The 15,942-nt window shown below is 31.0% G+C and carries 25 protein-coding genes and 3 tRNA genes; 24 read left to right on the plus strand and 4 right to left on the minus strand.

Annotation, left to right across the window (positions count from 1 at the left end):
• Positions 1-171 precede the first annotated feature (171 nt).
• The 9 genes from HYG84_RS10170 (at position 172) to HYG84_RS10210 (ending at position 5,947) form a co-directional block, all read left to right on the plus strand.
• A complete protein-coding gene (locus HYG84_RS10170; RefSeq protein ID WP_212376636.1) occupies positions 172-1,848 on the plus strand; it encodes a nucleoside kinase in 1,677 nt (558 codons plus the stop codon).
• An 82-nt stretch (positions 1,849-1,930) separates the two neighbouring features.
• On the plus strand, positions 1,931-2,848 hold the full coding sequence (glsA, locus tag HYG84_RS10175) for a glutaminase A (protein ID WP_212376639.1): 918 nt from the start codon (positions 1,931-1,933) through the stop codon (positions 2,846-2,848).
• 304 nt (positions 2,849-3,152) lie between these two features.
• Positions 3,153-3,347 (plus strand): small, acid-soluble spore protein, alpha/beta type, encoded by a 195-nt coding sequence (locus tag HYG84_RS10180; protein ID WP_212376642.1) that lies wholly within the window; start codon positions 3,153-3,155, stop codon positions 3,345-3,347.
• Positions 3,348-3,350: 3 nt separating this feature from the next.
• Positions 3,351-4,094: a class I SAM-dependent DNA methyltransferase gene (locus HYG84_RS10185; RefSeq protein WP_212376645.1), complete on the plus strand. Its 744-nt coding sequence runs from the start codon at positions 3,351-3,353 to the stop codon at positions 4,092-4,094.
• 170 nt (positions 4,095-4,264) lie between these two features.
• The gene (locus tag HYG84_RS10190) at positions 4,265-4,465 is read left to right on the plus strand and encodes a cold-shock protein (RefSeq protein ID WP_212376648.1); all 201 of its coding nucleotides are present in this window, start codon (positions 4,265-4,267) and stop codon (positions 4,463-4,465) included.
• A gap of 226 nt (positions 4,466-4,691) precedes the next feature.
• Positions 4,692-5,582 carry an Hsp33 family molecular chaperone HslO gene (gene hslO, locus HYG84_RS10195; protein WP_212376651.1) on the plus strand — a complete coding sequence of 297 codons (891 nt, stop codon included), beginning with the start codon at positions 4,692-4,694 and terminating at the stop codon, positions 5,580-5,582.
• Positions 5,583-5,715: 133 nt separating this feature from the next.
• Positions 5,716-5,791: transfer RNA gene (locus HYG84_RS10200), tRNA-Val, on the plus strand.
• Positions 5,792-5,867: transfer RNA gene (locus HYG84_RS10205), tRNA-Phe, on the plus strand.
• A gap of 5 nt (positions 5,868-5,872) precedes the next feature.
• Positions 5,873-5,947: transfer RNA gene (locus HYG84_RS10210), tRNA-Cys, on the plus strand.
• A 16-nt stretch (positions 5,948-5,963) separates the two neighbouring features.
• Here the strand turns inward: HYG84_RS10210 and HYG84_RS10215 are convergent.
• Genes HYG84_RS10215 through HYG84_RS10225 form a run of 3 tightly spaced genes read right to left on the minus strand, consistent with a single transcriptional unit; the run spans position 5,964 to position 8,055 of the window.
• Positions 5,964-7,118 carry a tyrosine-type recombinase/integrase gene (locus HYG84_RS10215; protein ID WP_212376654.1) on the minus strand — a complete coding sequence of 385 codons (1,155 nt, stop codon included), beginning with the start codon at positions 7,116-7,118 and terminating at the stop codon, positions 5,964-5,966.
• Positions 7,119-7,169: 51 nt separating this feature from the next.
• Entirely contained in the window at positions 7,170-7,610 is a 441-nt protein-coding gene (locus tag HYG84_RS10220; protein WP_212376657.1) for an ImmA/IrrE family metallo-endopeptidase, read from the minus strand.
• 22 nt (positions 7,611-7,632) lie between these two features.
• Complete coding sequence (locus HYG84_RS10225; protein ID WP_212376660.1) at positions 7,633-8,055, minus strand: helix-turn-helix domain-containing protein; 423 nt, start codon at positions 8,053-8,055, stop codon at positions 7,633-7,635.
• A 214-nt stretch (positions 8,056-8,269) separates the two neighbouring features.
• On the opposite strand from HYG84_RS10225, the gene HYG84_RS10230 reads away from it, so the two are divergent.
• The 4 genes from HYG84_RS10230 to HYG84_RS10240 all read left to right on the plus strand — a co-directional run bounded on the left by HYG84_RS10230 (position 8,270) and on the right by HYG84_RS10240 (position 9,729).
• Complete coding sequence (locus HYG84_RS10230; RefSeq protein ID WP_212376663.1) at positions 8,270-8,470, plus strand: helix-turn-helix domain-containing protein; 201 nt, start codon at positions 8,270-8,272, stop codon at positions 8,468-8,470.
• Between the two features lie 29 nt (positions 8,471-8,499).
• Entirely contained in the window at positions 8,500-8,673 is a 174-nt protein-coding gene (locus HYG84_RS10235; protein ID WP_212376666.1) for a hypothetical protein, read from the plus strand.
• A 118-nt stretch (positions 8,674-8,791) separates the two neighbouring features.
• The gene (locus HYG84_RS20525; RefSeq protein WP_256442526.1) at positions 8,792-8,923 is read left to right on the plus strand and encodes a hypothetical protein; all 132 of its coding nucleotides are present in this window, start codon (positions 8,792-8,794) and stop codon (positions 8,921-8,923) included.
• Positions 8,924-9,054: 131 nt separating this feature from the next.
• Positions 9,055-9,729: a hypothetical protein gene (locus HYG84_RS10240; RefSeq protein WP_212376669.1), complete on the plus strand. Its 675-nt coding sequence runs from the start codon at positions 9,055-9,057 to the stop codon at positions 9,727-9,729.
• On the opposite strand, the gene HYG84_RS10245 is transcribed toward HYG84_RS10240, so the two are convergent.
• Positions 9,719-9,880 carry a hypothetical protein gene (locus HYG84_RS10245; RefSeq protein WP_212376672.1) on the minus strand — a complete coding sequence of 54 codons (162 nt, stop codon included), beginning with the start codon at positions 9,878-9,880 and terminating at the stop codon, positions 9,719-9,721. The genes HYG84_RS10240 and HYG84_RS10245 overlap by 11 nt on opposite strands.
• A 294-nt stretch (positions 9,881-10,174) precedes the next feature.
• On the opposite strand from HYG84_RS10245, the gene HYG84_RS10250 reads away from it, so the two are divergent.
• From HYG84_RS10250 to HYG84_RS10300, 11 genes are all read left to right on the plus strand, one after another.
• Positions 10,175-10,321, plus strand: coding sequence for a hypothetical protein (locus tag HYG84_RS10250; protein ID WP_212376675.1), 147 nt, complete (start codon positions 10,175-10,177; stop codon positions 10,319-10,321).
• Positions 10,322-10,379: 58 nt separating this feature from the next.
• Positions 10,380-11,111: an N-acetylmuramoyl-L-alanine amidase family protein gene (locus HYG84_RS10255; RefSeq protein ID WP_212376678.1), complete on the plus strand. Its 732-nt coding sequence runs from the start codon at positions 10,380-10,382 to the stop codon at positions 11,109-11,111.
• Positions 11,111-11,524: a phage holin family protein gene (locus tag HYG84_RS10260; protein WP_212376681.1), complete on the plus strand. Its 414-nt coding sequence runs from the start codon at positions 11,111-11,113 to the stop codon at positions 11,522-11,524. The genes HYG84_RS10255 and HYG84_RS10260 overlap by 1 nt, the downstream gene beginning before the upstream one ends.
• 185 nt (positions 11,525-11,709) lie before the next feature.
• Positions 11,710-11,889: a hypothetical protein gene (locus tag HYG84_RS10265; protein ID WP_212376683.1), complete on the plus strand. Its 180-nt coding sequence runs from the start codon at positions 11,710-11,712 to the stop codon at positions 11,887-11,889.
• 111 nt (positions 11,890-12,000) lie between these two features.
• Positions 12,001-12,246: a hypothetical protein gene (locus HYG84_RS10270; RefSeq protein ID WP_212376686.1), complete on the plus strand. Its 246-nt coding sequence runs from the start codon at positions 12,001-12,003 to the stop codon at positions 12,244-12,246.
• On the plus strand, positions 12,236-12,475 hold the full coding sequence (locus HYG84_RS10275) for a LexA family protein (protein ID WP_212376688.1): 240 nt from the start codon (positions 12,236-12,238) through the stop codon (positions 12,473-12,475). The genes HYG84_RS10270 and HYG84_RS10275 overlap by 11 nt, the downstream gene beginning before the upstream one ends.
• A 373-nt stretch (positions 12,476-12,848) precedes the next feature.
• The gene (locus tag HYG84_RS10280) at positions 12,849-13,631 is read left to right on the plus strand and encodes an SHOCT domain-containing protein (protein ID WP_212376691.1); all 783 of its coding nucleotides are present in this window, start codon (positions 12,849-12,851) and stop codon (positions 13,629-13,631) included.
• A 107-nt stretch (positions 13,632-13,738) separates the two neighbouring features.
• Entirely contained in the window at positions 13,739-14,722 is a 984-nt protein-coding gene (locus HYG84_RS10285; protein WP_212376695.1) for a hypothetical protein, read from the plus strand.
• 88 nt (positions 14,723-14,810) lie between these two features.
• On the plus strand, positions 14,811-15,092 hold the full coding sequence (locus tag HYG84_RS10290) for a LexA family protein (protein ID WP_212376698.1): 282 nt from the start codon (positions 14,811-14,813) through the stop codon (positions 15,090-15,092).
• A 14-nt stretch (positions 15,093-15,106) separates the two neighbouring features.
• Complete coding sequence (locus tag HYG84_RS10295; RefSeq protein ID WP_212376701.1) at positions 15,107-15,256, plus strand: hypothetical protein; 150 nt, start codon at positions 15,107-15,109, stop codon at positions 15,254-15,256.
• A gap of 112 nt (positions 15,257-15,368) precedes the next feature.
• Entirely contained in the window at positions 15,369-15,584 is a 216-nt protein-coding gene (locus HYG84_RS10300; protein ID WP_330655429.1) for a helix-turn-helix domain-containing protein, read from the plus strand.
• Positions 15,585-15,942 lie beyond the last annotated feature (358 nt).

A 15,942-nucleotide genomic window follows, 5' to 3' on the forward strand; every position in this document is an offset into this window, starting at 1 on the left:
ATAATATCAGAGACTTTTGATTTCGATTGAAACTTATGATACTTTAATAATATGTTAATTTATAATGTTAAGTGGGTAACAGTATTCATGGGGTGTTTTAGCACATATAAATAATAATATATTTAATATACTATAATACAATACATAAAAAGCAAAATGGGGGGATTATAAATGATTCAAGATAAAGAGCAATGTACTATTAAAGTTACTTTAGAAAATGAAGGTTCTTTTCAATATGAAAAAGGTATTTCCTTAGAAGAAATTAGTTACGATTTTCAAAAAAATGAACCATATCAAATAGTAGCGGCTATTGTTGATAATCAATTAAGAGAATTAAGTTACAGCTTAAATGAAGATTGTGATATTAAATTTATAAATGAATGTTCTCCTATAGGGGCTAGAATCTACCAAAGAAGCTTGGCTTTTATTTTTATAAGAGCTTGTATGGAATTATTTTCTGGATGTAGAGTTTCTGTAGAACATTCATTAAGTAAAGGTCTATATTGTGAGGTTCATTATAAAAGGCAAATTGATGAAACTGATACACAACGTATAGAGTATCGTATGAAGGAAATTGTTGAAGAAGATGTCCCTTTGACAAAAAGTAGAATCCCTGTAGATGAAGCCATAGATATTTTTAGAGAATACGGACAAATGGGAAAAGTAAATTTAATGAAGTATAGAGAAAAACCTTATATAAATATATATCAATGTGGCTGGTTAAAAAATTATTTTTATGGATATATGGTACCTTCTACGAGGTATATGAAAAAGTTTAAATTAAAATTTTATAGCCCTGGTATCATAATACAATTACCTATAAAAGAGGCAGATGGTCAAATTCCCAACTTTGAAGAGCAACCAAAGTTATTTAAAGTTTTTAGAGAAACAGAAAAGTGGGGAGAAATTTTGGAAATTGATCATGTTGCTACGTTAAATGATTTAATAGTAACAAGAAAAGAAGGAGAATTTATTCGTATTGCAGAGGCATTACATGAAAAGAAGATTGCACAAATTGCAGATACTATTACAGAACATATAGATGAAAAAAAGTTGATTTTAATTGCAGGACCATCTTCTTCTGGAAAAACTACATTTTCTAAGAGATTAGAGATTCAACTAAAGGTAAATGGCTTGAAACCTGTTTCTATTTCGCTAGACGATTATTTTGTAAATAGAGAGGATACACCTTTAGATGATAAGGGTGAGTTTGACTTTGAGGCTCTGAATGCTATTGATCTAGAACTATTTAATAGGGATCTGGAGCGAATATTAGCTGGAGAAGAGGTTGAAATCCCTACATTTAACTTTCATCTGGGCAAGAGAGAATATAGAGGGAACAAGATTAAAATTAATAAAGATCAACCTTTAATATTAGAAGGAATCCATTGTCTAAATGATAAGCTAACAGAATCTATACCTAGAAATAAGAAATTTAAAATATACATAAGTGCTTTGACCCAGTTAAATATTGATGAACATAATCGTATACCTACTACAGATACAAGACTTATTAGGAGGTTAGTCAGAGATAGTAAGTTTAGGTCTAATGATGCTAACAGAACATTATTTCTATGGCAATCTGTTAGAAGAGGTGAAGAAAAAAATATTTTTCCTTTCCAAGAAGAAGCAGATGTTATGTTTAATTCGGCACTGTTCTATGAATTAAGTGTACTTAAAAAGTATGCAGAACCATTGTTGCGACAAGTTGACACAACTAGTCCATATCATGCAGAGGCAAAACGATTATTAAAGTTTCTAAATTATTTTGTTAATCTAGAAAAAGAAGAAGATGTGCCTAAAACCTCAATATTGAGAGAGTTTATAGATGGTGGTAGTTTTCATTAGAAAAAGTGTTGACTAAATCTGCTTAATCTTATATATTCAATTTGCAAGCTATTGTATAAACTTATTGATAGAAGGTGAAGTAATGCAGGCGCAACTTGAAAAAATATTAGATAAAAACAGAAATAAAATACAATATGGAAATCTACCTACGTATATTCCCGAACTTACAAAAGCTAATAAGGATGCCCTAGGAATTTATATTAGCCAACTAGATGGTGAAGAATTTGGAGCAGGAGACTATGGATATAAATTTACTATCCAGAGTATATCTAAAGTAATTACACTAATAATGGCATTAGAGGACTGGGGACCTGCCTACATTTTTGAAAAGGTAGGTATGGAGCCTACAGGAGATGCTTTTAATTCAATGATGAAATTAGAGATAGTGAGACCTTCTAAACCTTTTAATCCAATGATTAATGCAGGAGCTATTGCAGTTACTTCTATGATAAAGGGGAACTCACCAGAAGAAAAGATAGATCGTATTATGAATTTTTTTAAACTCATTACACAAAATCCAACTCTTGAAATAAACAAATCAATATATATGTCTGAGAAAAGAACCGGAGATAGAAATAGGGCAATGGCATACTTTATGAAGGATGTTGGAGTCATTAACGAAGATGTGGAAGGAAATCTAGATGTATACTTTAGACAGTGTTCTATAGAAGTCACTTGTAAGGATATATCTAAAATAGGTTTATTTTTAAGTAATAATGGTATTCTTAAAGAAACGGGACAACAACTAATCAATCCAGAATATAGCAAAATTGCTAAAGCATTTATGGTTACATGCGGTATGTACAATGCATCAGGTGAATTTGCTATAAATGTGGGTATACCAGCTAAGAGTGGTGTTGGTGGAGGTATTATGGCTGTAGTACCAGGAAGGATGGGTATAGGGGTTGTAGGACCTGCCCTAGATGAAAAAGGAAATAGTATTGCGGGTATAGGAGTATTAAAAGATATTTCAAAGGAGCTAGATTTAAGTATTTTTTAGCATAAAAAAAGAAGACGTGAAAAAATCATGTCTTCTTTTATTTCCGATTGAGTAAGCAATCTAGGGGAAGATTGCATTACTCCATTTAATATATATTTATATATTAAAAGGGGGAGTGGGAAAATAGTATTGATATCACAACACAAATTAATTTACCACTAATTAATATTAAAATCAACAAAAAAATATAATATTACAATTAATTAAATATATTATTTAATTTTAGTAATTATATTTTGGAATTTATGACTAATTGTATAATATTCTTTCGATAATTCCATAATAAGGATATGGAGGGATATTTATGACAAAGAATAAGTTAACAAGAAATATAGATGAGTTTACCCCTGATATGATGATGAAATATGAAATTGCTGAAGAACTTGGACTAATAGATAAGGTAAAACGGCTAGGTTGGGGTGGACTTACTGCTAAGGAAACAGGTAGAATTGGTGGTTTAATGACAGTAAGGAAAAAACAAAAGAAAAAGGGGAAATAAGTAATGGTTGATCAGTACTGTGGATTTGCTCATCTTTATGATAGATTGATGGAGGATGTAGACTACGAAGATTGGGCGAATTATGTTGAGAAAGTTATGGTGCAAAATAGAAATAAACCACATAAAATATTAGAGATAGCGTGTGGAACTGGAAATGTTACTATTCCACTTGCAAAGAAAGGCTACAATATATTAGGGTTAGATATATCTAAGGATATGCTTATGATTGCAAAAAATAAGGCATTGGAGAATAATACAAATATACTTTTTATTGAGCAAGATATGATTAACTTAGAATTAGAAGAAAAGTTTGATTGTATTTTGAGTATGTGTGATGGAATAAATTACATTGTTGATATAAATGATTTAATGAAAGTATTCCAAGGAGTGTACAATGCCCTAGAGGATGGGGGAGTTTTTATTTTCGATATTAGCTCTCATTATAAAATTAAAAATATTTTAGGCAATAATACATTTGGTGAAAATTTAGAAGATCTATGTTATTTATGGGAAAATTACTTTGATGAAGGAAGTAATACTATAGAGATGGATTTAACTTTTTTTATTCAAGACGGAAAGTATTATAAAAAAGAAGAAGAGTACCATGTTCAAAGAGCGTACAAGAGCCAAGAAATTATAAAAATATTAAATGAATTAGACTTTAAAGATATAAAAGAATATGATGGATTTACATTTAATCCCTCAAAAGATAATAGTGAACGTATATTTTTTGTAGCAAAGAAGTAAAATATGAATAAATGATAAGAAAGTGTCAACAATATCAGTTGCAGTATATTATATATGTATCATTCAGTCAATGTAATAAAATATTGACATAGAATATGCTGTATGATAGACTGGAAAAGAATAAAGGTACATAAACCTAGGTTCAATAATGTTTTAGGAGGAATTTTCTAATGGAAAAAGGTACAGTTAAATGGTTTAACTCAGAAAAAGGATATGGATTCATTTCAAGAGAAAACGGAGATGATGTATTCGTACATTACTCAGCTATTACTATGGATGGATTCAAAACATTAGAAGAAGGTCAAGCAGTTCAATTTGAAATTGTTCAAGGAGACAAAGGACCTCAAGCTACTAACGTATCAAGAGCATAATTAAAGTTGTTTCATCAAACTTAAAATAGAGTATGTAATCTACAGTTGTTGCAAACCCAGGGGTTTACATAGAGTTTTAGATTAGTACTTTTTATACCATGGTGAAATACTAAAAACAGGTTGGATTACCAACTTGTTTTTTTTATAAAATAATAAATTGTATTGTATATAGATATACTATAAACAAGAGTATAACGAGATAAGAATTGAAAAAGAGGTGACATTTGTGAAAAGTACAATAATAAGAGCAACAGCTGCATCTAATAAAATAAGGGTTTTTGTAGCTAACACAACAGCGATGATAGATAAGGTACATAGGCTTCATGAAACATCGCCAGTAGCTATTGCCGCATTAGGTAGAACTTTAACAGCTACTTCGATTATGGGACTTATGTTAAAGTCTGAAAAAGAAAAGATAACCGTTAATATTAACGGCGGAGGTCCATTAGGGCCAATTGTAGTTGTAGGGAATTCTAAGGGTAATGTAAAAGGTTATGTTTCACATCCTAATACAGAAAGTACTAATTTATATCCTGGAAAGCTGGATGTAGGAAGTGCTGTTGGGAAAGATGGAAGTATTACAGTTATTAAAGATTTAGGACTTAGAGACCCGTATGTTGGATCCTATCCACTAGTTACTGGGGAAATAGCTGAAGATTTTGCTGCATATTTTACATTCTCAGAACAACAGCCATCAGGTGTAGCATTAGGAGTTTTAATCGATGTAGACTATACAATAAAAGCGGCTGGTGGATATATAGTTCAAGTATTACCTGGTATAGATGATGAAACATTAACAAAGCTAGAAGATAAGCTTGCATCTCTAGAACCAATTACTTCTATTATTGAAAAGAAGTCAACTCCAGAAGAAATGTTAGATTATATTTTGGGAGAAATGGAGCCTACTATTTTAGAGTCCTATGAAGTTGATTTTATCTGCGATTGCAACGAAGAAAGATTAGAGCAGGTTTTAATAAGTATTGGTGAAAAGGATTTAAGGGAAATAACTGAAGAGGATAAAAAGGCAGAGTTAGTATGCCATTTTTGCAATAAAAAATATCAATTCAATGAAGAACAACTAAGAAAGTTATTAGATGAAGTGATACAGAAAAATTAATACTATAAAACGGTAAAAAAACAAGAAAGAACATGAAAACTCAGTGTATTTTATTAAAATTAATGAAATTTATTTATTATCGGGTTTGTAGTGAGTGACAAAATATGTTATACTTAATTTTGTCATCATGTTTGGGCGCATAGCTCAGCTGGGAGAGCACCTGCCTTACAAGCAGGGGGTCACAGGTTCAAGTCCTGTTGCGCCCACCAGCCCAGATAGCTCAGTCGGTAGAGCAGGGGACTGAAAATCCCCGTGTCGGTGGTTCGATTCCGCCTCTGGGCACCAAATAAGGCGGCATAGCCAAGTGGTAAGGCAGAGGTCTGCAAAACCTTTATTCCCCAGTTCAAATCTGGGTGTCGCCTCCAAATAAATACAAAAATATTATTTTATTTTTTCTACTGCTTGGTTGAATAAATCAGCAGTAGATTTTTTTATATCTTCTTTTACATGAATATAAATATCATCCGTTGTACTTACTCTTGAATGTCTTAGTCTTTTAGATATTTCTTGGCTAGATGCACCTAACTCAAATAATATAGTTGCGTGAGAATGTCTTAGGCCATGAAATGTTATAGGTTCAATTTCTCTCTTTATAGCAAAGCGTTTAGCAAGCTCTGAGAATCTCTGTGAAATGTAGGTAGGTCTTAGTGGTCTACCATCTTCCCAGCTACATACAAATTCTAACTCTATTCCAGTTTTTAATTTGTATTTTTTATATTCTTTATCTATTTGCTTTAGTTTATCCAGTAGATCCTTTGTCATAGCTACGGTGTCTTTTGAAGATTCGGTTTTTGGTTCTTCTAACACTGGGCCCTCTTTTGTTTTTTCAACCATATTATGATTTATTTTTATCAGTTCTGCTTTGAAATCTATATCATATTTAAATCTTAATGCTGCAATCTCTCCTTCACGTAGACCTGTATTAAATGCTATGAAAGATGGTAAGTATATTTTTTCATCTTTTATATAATCAAGAAAATCATTTATTATGTTTAAGCTCCAGGTATTCTTATTCCTTTTATCATCATCTGGAGATGTAGCATAGTCAACTGGATTTTTATCGATCATATCCCAACCTACAGCCTTACCCATAGCTTGTCTAAAAAGTTTATGAACTTTTAATATGGTTCCATCCATATATCTTCTTTTAGTTGTGCCATCTTTTAGAATAATCATTTCTAGTTTTAGATCCGCATAAAATCGGTCTATAATGGGAGTTCTTAGCTTGTCTAATGTAATATGTCCTAAATGTTCTTTAACGCAATTTATGAGAGTTCTATAGCGCTTTTGAGTATTGTACTTTGTGTTAGCTATTACATAAGTATCATACCAGTATTCAAGATACTCGGATAATTTAATATCTCCATTTAAACTTAAATTTCCAGTCTTATAGGCTTGAAGAATATCTCGCTCCCAATCCTTTGCATCTTTTTGTTTTTTAAATGTTTTAGTTTTTCTTATCTTTTTTCCTGTTGATGAATTAATACCTAAGAATACTTCAGCTTTGTACCCATCTCCAACTTTTCTTACTGACATTATTTTCACCTCCTTTCCAAGAAATAAGAACATAAGTTCTTGAAAAATATTTTAAAAATTAGCAAGTTGCTTTAATACAGTATGCGGGATACCTACACAACTGGCTATTTGTTCTAAAGTCATATTATTTAATTCTATTCCATCAAATTCTATGTTACTCAATTTGAGAGCAAAATAATTAGCTTGTTTCTCTAGTTTATATCTATTTAGCAAGTGCGTATTATATGAATTTCGGATATTAGGATGTAATATGGCATGTCCTAATTCATGTCTTATGTAGAATTTTTCACTTTCTTCTGCTAAATCATTTCTTATAAATATTGTCTCTGTTTCTAGATAATTTCTAATATAAATACTATTATTCCTACAGAGTATAGGGTCAGTTCTTTCCAATTTTACAATGTCTATTCCTAATAAAGTACATAGTTTATAGGGACAAGTTGTGTCGTAGGTGTCCAACAGACCAATAACCACTTCATTAATTTGCTGCATTTAACATTCCCCCTTTGAATGTCTACTTCTTGTACTTATAGCTAACCATTCGCATTTGTTCTAGCAGAGCATTAGCAAATTCTAAAATTTCAACATCATCTAATCTATCTGCGTCAAATCCATCAGAGCCAAATATTTGATGTTTATCTACATATGCACGTGCTTCGTCAGCGTCTGTGAACTCTTCTGGTACTATAGGCAAATCACTTTCTATAGTTTTTTCATTTTTATTTACATTTTTATTATTAATATTATCTTTAAAGAAATCATAAACTGAAACTTCTAAGGCGTCTGCTATTTTTTGAAGTGTTTCTATTGAAGGGTTCTTACGTTTGTTGTTTTCTAAATTACTAATATAACTTGCATTAATCCCTGACATTCTGGACAACTGATTTACTCCTAAGCTTTTACTTTCCCTAATTTTACGTAAATTTTCCCCTATCACACAAAACACTCCTTTATATTCTAAATGTATTCTACTAGATTATATTATACTCTACTAGACTATAAAGTCAATAGATATATTAAGAAAAAAAGAGTAATTGTTTGTAAGACAATGATATTTCACTTATACGTTGTCTAACAGACTACAATACCACTTTTGTTTTCTGTTAGTCAATGATACCATATACTCACAGACAACAACAGGAGGTGAAAACATGAACGAAATTAAAAGTATAAGACTACAATTAGGATTGTCTATATACGATATTGCAGAGATTACAGGATTAACAGCAGGTTACATATCAAACCTTGAAAACAATCGCCGAACTAATCCATCTAAAGAATCTATGGAAAAAATAGCAGAAGCTTTAAATTCTACTGTACCAGATGTGTTTTTTTCAAAGAAAGCAGTTTAGAAAATAAATTGGAGGGGGGCATTAACAAAATGAATCCAAGAATCTACACAGTTAAAGAATTTGCAGAGATTCTCGGTGTATCTGATGCAACGATAAGAAAAGTCGAAGCATTATGCCTTTTAGATGTGCTAGAAAATGATGCGCGACTTAGAGAAATCTACATAACGATAGTAAAAGAAATGGCGATTAAATACGGAGCTTAGAAAGGGTGGTCAAGATGATAACTATGGAAGTTCCTAAGCTCTTTAATTTAAAAGAAGTTGTAGAGCAATGTTTAGAACAATAAAAAATATAATAAAATTTATAAAGGAGCTGGTAATTATGACATTTAAACCAAATTCAGCGATTGTAAGAAGTTATGTAATTTTGATTTTAGCGGAGAAAATGGAATATGACGAAGTACCGAAGTTATTTAATCTTCGTGAAGCAGTACAAGACGCATTAGAAATTTAACTCTAGAAGGTTTTTTTATTTAGACGATAGGGAATTAGTGAAACACAGTAATAAGAATGCTGTGTCATAAAAGGTAATCTTTTATATTAATATATACTGGAGTATAATGGAAATGAAAGGGGCTGATATTAATGGAGGTTTCAAATATAATAATTATTTTGTTGTTTATATTACCTGGAATGCTCTCTGAAAAAATTGCACATGAGTTAGATTGTCCATCTAAACCAAGTCATTCAGACTTTAAAGTTACAATTAACGGAGTAATGCTCAGTTTCCCTATATTATTTATTAATGGGATGTTTTTCGCCTTGGCATACCACATAGTTACTTTGGAGAGCTTTATTGAAAAATTTGATGATTTCTTTTTTCTTTTGCGCTTTACTTTAGCTGTTTTGTTTACTTCTTTTGCTTTGGGAGTCTCAAGGGAATATTTAAATAAATTATGGACAATGTTCATAGATTATTTACGAGGAATGCGCAATAAGATGCCTTCTTCTACAAAAAATTGTTGGCAAAAATTTCTTATAGAAAAAAACGAATGTAGATTTCTAGAAGTTATTCAAGATGGACAGTCTTATAAAGGATTTGCCTATGAATATTCAACTCTAAATGAAGATATGTCGATTGTATTGGGGATTGACAAAAGTTTTTATGAACACGATGATTTTGATATAGATCGATTGTTTACTAAAGTGATTGGTACTTATATAGACATAGAGAAAAATGTCGTAATCAAAGATTACGACATGAGTGAATATTACAAATGGAATGAAGAAAAAATATTAGAAAGTCAAGCTACTTCTTAGGAGGTGGTGGAGGAACAGGTCTTGGTGGAGATACTGAATTAGGTACATCTCTTGTCTCTGGTATTCTAGGGGTTGGACTTGGTGGCGTTGGTCTTGGCGTTTGTGGTGCTGGTCTTTTATCGGTTCCCATAATATCACCTCGCTTTTTCATTAGAATAGGGAGATAATAAAATGAATATGCTCCCACATCAAAATTCTACACGAATTAACCTAAACCTTTAACAAAATATCGCAATAATCGACAGAGTATTATTATAATCAGATATGAAGCATCCGTCAGGGTGCTTTTTTCATGGAAATTTATACGCAACATCAATAACATCCAAGAAGGGTGTATTTTTATGCCCTTCTTTAATTTATTTCAAAAAAATTTAAATTAAAGCTTGACTTCCTTTCTTTTTTACCTATAATGTTTGTACTTTAAAAAAGAGAGGAGGGGATTGATATGCTTTTAATATTAACTAGTCTGGTTTTAATAGTAGTTGGGTTGGTGTGTTTCTGTAAACTAGATAGTGAAGGATATCAAAGAATTAGTTTTATGCTAACATATCTTACACTTATATTATATTTAGTAGACAAATTATCTATATAGTTTCAAAAAAGAACTTGGTTATCCAGGTTCTTTTTATTTTTAGAAAGAAGGTGTATTTATGAAGAAATATATAGTAGTTATAGATCCGGGCCATGGTGGAAGTGATCCAGGAGCAGTAGGACCTACAGGATTAAAAGAAAGCCATATAGCTTTTAAAATCGCATGCATGGTAGCAGAAATATTAATGCGATATGGCATAGAAAATATATTTACAAGAGTAGGAGATACAAGGGTTAGTTTGGACGAACGTGTAAAGATAGCGAACAAATCTAAAGCTGATTTTTTTGTATCTATTCATATAAATAGTGCAGGTAATCCTTTGGCTACAGGAACAGAAACATATGCTTATAAGCAGGGTGTAGAAGGAGATAGACTAGCACACTCTATACAAAACAATCTAGTACAAGCAATAGGATTAGCAGATCGTGGAGTTAAATATAACAGTCTGCAAGTTGTTAGAGAAACTAAAATACCAACTTGCCTAGTGGAAGTGGGTTTTATAAATAATCCTGCGGAGGAACAACTATTTAAAAATGATGAATTTTCAGAGAAGGCAGCTATAGGAATTTCAAAAGGAATATTAGAGCATATTGGCATTGATTATATGCAAAAGGAGGATAAATCTATGGATACACCACAATGGAAAAAGGAAGGAATAGAATATCTAGCAGAAAATAAATTAATGAGTGATCCGGAAGGATGGATTAAAAAAATAGAAGAACCTATGCCAGTATGGGCAATAGCAACTTTATTTATGAATCTACATAAGGATTTGAAAGGAGATAAATAATGGACGATAAAACAATAGTAAATAGTATAGCAGCATTTATAGGAACAGGGATTACATATTTTCTGGGTGGATGGGATTTAGCCTTAAAGACATTAGTTTTATTGGTTGTAATAGACTATATTACCGGGCTTATGAAAGCATGGAAAGATAAAAACTTAGATAGTGATATAGGATTTGTTGGGATTGTAAGAAAGATGGCTATATTTTTAGTTGTCGTAGTAGCTAATCAGTTAGATTTAATTATTGCAATAGAAAATCCCATCTTTAGAACTATGGCAGTTTTATTCTATACAGCAAATGAAGGTATAAGTGTAACGGAAAACATAGCACTATTGGGTGTACCTTTACCTCCTGGTATACTAGATGCATTAAAGAAATTAAAAGATAATACAGAGAATAAGATGTTAGGGTAGTTGACAAATTAAATAGATATGGGCGATTTGGTTACATACTACGTGATATGTAACTATTTTAATATTAGGGTAGGGCTTAGGCTCTACCATTTTTTTATTTTTTGAGAAAATTTTTAAGAAAACTATTGATTTAGACCCAATTTGATTTATAAAATACTCCTAACAAACAAGAGAGGAGGGATAAAATGTCGAGTTTAACTAACTTTAACATAAGTGTAGGGTCTTTAGCTATAACAGCTGGGTTAATATTACTAGGATTATATTACAGTTGGTCGAAAATAAAAGGAAAGACAGTTTCATTAATAGCTTTATTTTTATCTGTAGCGTTTATATTCTACGGTTTAGCTGTAATTTGGAATGCTTAAATCAAGGGTGGGGCTTAGGCTGTACCCTATTTTTTATGTCTGTTTTTACTCTTTACACGGAACTGATGTTCTGGTAATATATAATTAAGAACACACGTTTGGAGTGATGACATGGTAAATCAATCATTAAAGTACTCATTAAGTAACCATAAAGTAATAGAAATTATGTATATGAAAGACTTAGAAATAACTCAAAGAAGAATCCAGGTATTGAAGATGGATAATGAAATAATAAAAGCCTTGGACATAAGTAAGGGACAATTAAGGACCTTTAAAATAGATAACATACTATCAGCAATAGATACAAAATTAATTGATAGTAGCGAAGGTATAAAGGGGAATTATCATGTTAACTGAAAGACAAATGGGAATTTTAAAAGCAATACATCAATATATACAGGCTAATAGTATAAGTCCAACTGTAAGGAATATTGTAGATTTAGTAGGAGTAAAATCAAGTAGTACAGTACATGGACATCTTAGTAGTTTAGAAAAGGAAGGATATATAGCTAAGATAGATGGTAGTCCAAGGTCTATAAGTATAACCGAAAAGGGAATAAGTGCACTAGAAGAATATAAGAAATAGAAAAAAGGGCGATAATCTAATTAAAGACTATCGCTTTTTATGTTGCGGTTGGCATTGCCTACTGGTTGCTAACCATGGGGACATTTTCTAAAAAGTCAATAAACGATAATAAGATACTATAAAACAAATAGTTTTGTTTAAAACTGTTGGAATATCTACATTGCAAAAGAGTTTAAAATATAATAAACTATATTAGAATAAAAGATTTATTCATAACCTATATCTAATATTCTGATTTGGGAAAATGTAGAATTAATCTTACAAAAAATTTATATGTTCTTTATCTTGAATTACCATTGATATTTCATTAATTGCTTGCTAATTAAGGATGTAGTACAATAATCTTATATTTAGATAGAAAAGGGGGATTTTTATGGGATTATTCGGAAAAAAAGAAATGTGCTCAATTTGTAATAATCATGAAGGGAAAAACAAATTAAGTGGGCACGTTGCTTGTAATCACTGTTTTGCAAATGGCAGATACTTTTTAAGTCCAGTAGAGATTATGAATTCTAAAAATCTGGAGTTATCAGTAATGATAGATGCAGTTAATAAAGCCACAAGAAGTGAAGAACTAAGCAATGTATTCTCTACTACACAGCAAATCGCAGATAATTTTTACATTGATGAAAATAACAGACTTTGGGCTGTTATCGTTGATACATTTAATGAAAAAAAGAGAATAGTATTTAAATTTGAGGATGTGGCTGCATTTGAATTACTACAGGATGGAGAAACAATAACTAAGGGAGGAATAGGATCTGTAGTTACTGGAAGTTTAATAGCTCGTGACATGGGGGCTATTATTGGAGGATTAATAGGTAGTAAGCAAACAAAAAAAGTAATCCAAAAATTTGAAATAAGAGTTGATTTGAAAGACTCATTTAAACCTTTTTATATTAATTTATTAAAAGGAGTGGGCTGGGGAACTAGTATAAAATCAGACTCTCTTCCATATAAAACAGCTTGTAAGGATGCTGAGAATATACTATCAGCTTTATCAAGACTTACGGATTTAGGAGGAAGTGTTGAAGAATCGAGCGTAACTTCAACTAGTTTATCTGATGAGATTATAAAGTTAAAAGCATTATTTGATGAAGGCATACTTACAGAAGAAGAGTTTAATGCTGCAAAGGCAAGATTATTGCAACAGTAATATGATGTTTTGAAATAAAAAAGTGATAATCTATTAGGACTATCGCTTTTTATATTGTGGTTATAATCAAAAGTATTGATTTTAGCAATAATAATGGGGGAATTTATGTGAAAATATGTGAGTATTGTGAAACAAAGACACTAGATGATGTTATGCGATGTAAGAGTTGTGGCTCAAAAGAATTTAAAAATATATGTGAAAACTGTGGAGATATATTTTCTGGAACTACATGCCCTAAATGTAGGGTAACAATTAGCGATAAGCCGCGCATTTGCTATGATTGCGGGAAGAAAACATACCTTAAAATATGCGAGTATTGTGAAGCTGATCGTGTTAACAGGAAACAGAACATACCTACTTATACAAACGCTAACATAAGCAATACTCAGATGCCATACGAAACGAAAAAGAAATCCAAATCAGCATTAGAAATAATTGCTGTATTTATTATCATTTCAGTTATTGTTATTGGCAGCCCACACATTATGGCAACTATTATAAATGAAAATAATGCAAAACTTCCAGATAATTTATCTGACATGGATATACTTACTTTTCCAGGGCATCCGAAATTTTATGGAAAGTATGGCGAAGCAAAACGCTTTTGGATAAAATATAGAAAGAAAGTTAAAGTAGTAAATGCAATGGAGACTATTTACAATAATGATGCATTATTGCTTGTAACAACTGGTAATGAAGATAAAGGTGTGATAACAAAGGTTATTATAAATTTTCCGAAGTCAAATGAACTGACTATAGACGATGTTTTAAAAGTAGTTTGCGAATATATTGATTATGATATTATAGAAAAATATTATTCATTTAATGAATCTTTTCATGAAACACATGTGGATGGTGACTATGAAGGATTCCACTATGTTATGAAACTGAATGAAGAAGGTAAAGCTGCTAATAAAAGTGGAGAAGTATATTATCAAGATAAATTTGCATTTAACATAGGACGACTTAAAAACAATGAGCAATGGACTGCTGAGATTAGTTATATGATGTACAAAGGAGAACATGATAAATTTCATCCCAAAGCATACAATGTAGAAAACTGGGATATAGACTTAAATAAATTTAAATGATTTTAAAAAAACTACATATTTACGTAATATTATTATAAGATTCGCAATAGGGAATTGAACTCCATTCTATACTGAGAGATAAATGTATATGAAAGGTTTAGAAATAACTCAAAGAAGAATCCAGGTACTTAAAACGGATAGTGAAACTATAAAAGCCTTAGACGTAGACAAAGGGGAGCTTAGGACTTTTAAAGTAGAGAACCCAACTGTAAGGAATATTAGAGATTTAGTAGGAGTAAAATCAAGCAGCACGGTACATGGATACCTTACTGCTTTAGAGCATGAAGGATATATTACCAAAGTAGAAGGCAGTCCAAGATCTATAGCTATAACCGAAAAAGGACTAAATCTAATTAATACTAAAGAGTAAAAAGGGGTGCGATAATGAGTAAAATAAAAGTAGAGATTGTAAATCCAGAAGCAATACCAGCTGCAAGAGACAAATTAACATTAATGCTTATAGAGTTAATGGAGGAAAAATTGTATAAAGAAAAAGTAAAGGATCTCGAAATAAAATTGACTGATGTCAAATAGAACAACATAAGACAAGTTTCCATTCGGGTTACATTAATACAGATAAATTTATTCGGTATATGAAAAAAGAAATTGAAAATTAGATGAATCATAGAACAAAGGAGACAATTAAATGGATAAACTATTAACTCAAAAAGATTTGGCTGAAAAGTGGCAAGTTGATGTTGCTACTATAACTAAGTATAGAAATGAAGGAGTTATAACACCTTGTAAAGGTATCCCAGCCATAAGGTTTAGTCGCCAACATATTGCTGAACTAGAAGGTGTAAGACTAGAAAGAAGAAAGATTCTCTCCAATCGAAAGAAGAAAATTAGAATTGGAAATTGAGAAAAGAAAATGAGTTGCTAAAAGAGTATGCTAGAAATATTTTTCAGCAGAGTGCTATGTTTATCGGAATGTTAAAGTAGGAAAAGGTGATAGTCTTTTGTAGATTATCACCTTTTTTTATTCCCACAAACTTCCCATTTTACATATAAACCTATAAAATATAACTATCTTAAAAAAGGTGTCCTAAAAGTGTCCTTTTACTCTTTTAAATAGTATTTTATAATTTACAATAGAAAAGCATATAAATAAACAAACGTGTATTTTACTGCGTTTGGTATAAAATATTACATAATATTTAGTCATGTTTTAAGGCTTCTAAGAACTGCAAAACCTTTATTCCCCAGTTCAAATCTGGGTG

The sequence above is a fragment of the Alkaliphilus sp. B6464 genome (assembly GCF_018141165.1).
Classification (GTDB): Bacteria; Bacillota; Clostridia; order Peptostreptococcales; family Natronincolaceae; genus Alkaliphilus_B.